Source organism: Martelella sp. (assembly GCF_984369615.1).
On record NZ_CFHTCS010000513.1, the window covers coordinates 1 to 2362 of the forward strand.

Consider the following 2362-nt stretch of genomic DNA (forward strand, 5'->3'; position numbering starts at 1 on the left):
TTGCCGGTGAATGCGGCAAACAGCACCTCGCCATCGACATGTTCGGCAAAATAGCGCGCGAGCGTGGTCTTTCCGGTGCCGGCAAAGCCGAACAGCCGGAACACCGGTGACCGGCCTTCCTTCAGCCAGCGCGAGACAGCCTTGAGCGCTTCGTCCTGTTGCGGTGAAAACTCCATGGCCGTGACTTGGCAGGATTCGCCGCGGCGGGGCAACAAAAAAACTTGCGCCCGTCTGGAATAAAACGGGGTGCCCGCGTGTCTATCGGTTGAATGCGTCATCAGAACCCCCGACGCAACGCAACCAAACGGATCGAAAGACATGATCAGGAAAGCATCCATCCTCGCCGCCGCCACGCTCATTGCCGTGGCCGGCGCCGCCTTTGCCGGCACCAACACCTTCCGCACCATGGACACCTATGACGGTCAGGTTCTGGCCGCGCAGAACGGCCACACGCTCTACACCTATGACGGGGACGCACGGGACGTATCCGCCTGCTACGGTAGCTGCGCGACCGAGTGGCCTCCATATATCGCCAACCCTACCGCGCAACCCTTCGCGAAGTTCTCGTTTGTAGTGCGCAAGGACGGGCAGAAACAGTGGGCCCTCAATGGCGAACCTCTTTATCTCCGGGCGAATGACAAGAAGCCCGGCGACGTTACCGGCGCCAGCGTCAGCAATCTCTGGCAGGTCGCGCGCCCGGCGTGATCGCGAACCGGCGCGGCGGACACGATCCGCCGCCCCCGACAACGCGTTCGACGAGGAATTGCGGCGTTGCCTTCCCCGACTCGCACGCATGGCGCGGAGCCTGGCCGGCTCCGGCGAAGACGGCGCGGACCTGCTGCAGGACACGATCGAACGCGCACTCTCCCACAGGGCGCAATGGCGTGGCGACAATCTCGCCGGATGGCTCTATGCGATCATGGTGCATGTCAACGCCAACCACTTCCGGCACAGCAACACGCTCTGCTTTCTGGAACTTGATATGGCCGCGGAACTACCGGACGACAAAGCCGACGAGCGCCTGGAAATCGACCGCCTGACGCTCGCGGATGCACTCGATGCCCTGCCGCCGGCCGCCCGCGACCTCGTGGTTCTCAGCGATGTGGAAGGCCTCACCTATGAGGAGATCGCAGCGCGGCTCGAGATTCCGGCCGGCACGGTCATGTCGCGCCTGTCGCGCGCCCGGCGGCGCCTTGCCGAATGCCTGACAGACGATAGATCACCGCAGCATCGGCCAGAGGCTCGCCACCAGCACAAGCGCCATGACGATGTTGAACCATTTGAGCCGGTTGCCGAAAGAAAGCCAGTGCCTGAGCCCCGAACCGAATCCGGCCCAGAGCGAAATGCTGGGGATCGTGATCAGGCCAAACACGACCGCCACAATCGCGACGGAGCGACCGTAATGAGCGGGATCGGTAAAGACGGACATGGCGGTCAGCCCCATGATCCAGGCCTTCGGATTGACCCACTGGAAACCGACGGCCTGAAAGAAGGTAAGCGGCCTGCCGCTCGACGCCTCGCCGGACGCCAACTTCCGCGTCGTGCCGATCGTCCAGGCGATCCAGAGAAGATAGAGAGCGCCGGCGATCTTCGCGAAAACAAGGATGGGCGGAAAGGCGGTGATGACCGCCCCCAGACCCGCGCCGACGCCGGCCATCAGAATGGCGAAACCACAAACGACGCCGGATATGTGCGGCAGCGTGCGCAAAAAACCGAAATTCACCGTCGAGGCGAAGACCATCATATTGTTCGGGCCGGGCGTGATCGAGGCGGCAAACGCGAAGCCGAGCAATGCCAGAAGCGTCTCATGCGTCATCGCCCTGCCCCTCTTGTCTCAAACCCGTGCCGGAACGGCAGCCCCTGATCCGGCAGGACGGGGCGAGCATTTCCTCGCCCCTTCTTTCCTCACATCCCCTGAGGGCCGCGATTCATCGAGGCGGGTCCGGTGCGGCAGATCTCGACAAGGCCGAGCGGCCGCATGATCGAGATGAACTGGTCGACCTTGGAGACCTTGCCCGTCAGTTCGAACAGGAAATGCTCGACCGAGGCATCCACCACCTTGGCATCAAACGCATCGGCCAGCCGCAGCGCCTCCTGGCGCTGGTCGCCATTGCCGACCACCTTGATCAGCGCCACCTCGCGCTCGACCGGCGGGGCAATCCCGAGTTCGCGGGCGCGCACGGAAAGATCGACCACCTTGTGCACCGGCACCTGGCGGTCGAGCTGGGCCTTGATCTGCTCCAGCACATCGGGCGTGCCCTTGGTGACGATGGTGATGCGGGACAGATGCGCCTCGTGCTCGGTCTCGGACACGGTGAGGCTCTCGATATTATAGCCGCGGCCCGAGAACAGGCCGATGACG

General features: G+C 63.6%; 3 protein-coding genes and 2 pseudogenes. 2 read left to right on the forward strand and 3 right to left on the reverse strand.

Annotated elements, in window-relative coordinates:
- Nucleotides 1–176, reverse strand: a pseudogene (locus AC5DC2_RS23055) (ATP-binding protein); the annotation flags it as partial.
- 142 nt (nt 177–318) lie between these two features.
- Here AC5DC2_RS23055 and AC5DC2_RS23060 point away from each other — a divergent pair.
- Nucleotides 319–705, forward strand: a complete 387-nt coding sequence (locus AC5DC2_RS23060) for a COG4315 family predicted lipoprotein (protein ID WP_051424132.1) — start codon at nt 319–321, stop codon at nt 703–705.
- Nucleotides 635–1195 (forward strand): annotated as a pseudogene (locus AC5DC2_RS23065) (RNA polymerase sigma factor); the annotation flags it as partial. The gene AC5DC2_RS23060 and the pseudogene AC5DC2_RS23065, both read left to right, overlap by 71 nt.
- A gap of 24 nt (nt 1196–1219) precedes the next feature.
- On the opposite strand, the gene AC5DC2_RS23070 reads toward AC5DC2_RS23065, so the two are convergent.
- A complete protein-coding gene (locus AC5DC2_RS23070) occupies nt 1220–1816 on the reverse strand; it encodes a LysE family translocator (protein WP_491700175.1) in 597 nt (198 codons plus the stop codon).
- A gap of 89 nt (nt 1817–1905) precedes the next feature.
- Nucleotides 1906–2362, reverse strand: a 457-nt coding sequence (gene ilvN, locus AC5DC2_RS23075) for an acetolactate synthase small subunit (protein WP_491700176.1), incomplete at its 5' end; no start/stop codon positions are given.

What these genes read in the sequence shown, in the direction of transcription:
- AC5DC2_RS23060 (WP_051424132.1), top strand. Translation starts at nt 319, where the DNA reads ATGATCAGGAAAGCATCCATCCTCGCCGCCGCCACGCTCATTGCCGTG.
- AC5DC2_RS23070 (WP_491700175.1), bottom strand. Translation starts at nt 1,816, where the DNA reads ATGACGCATGAGACGCTTCTGGCATTGCTCGGCTTCGCGTTTGCCGCC.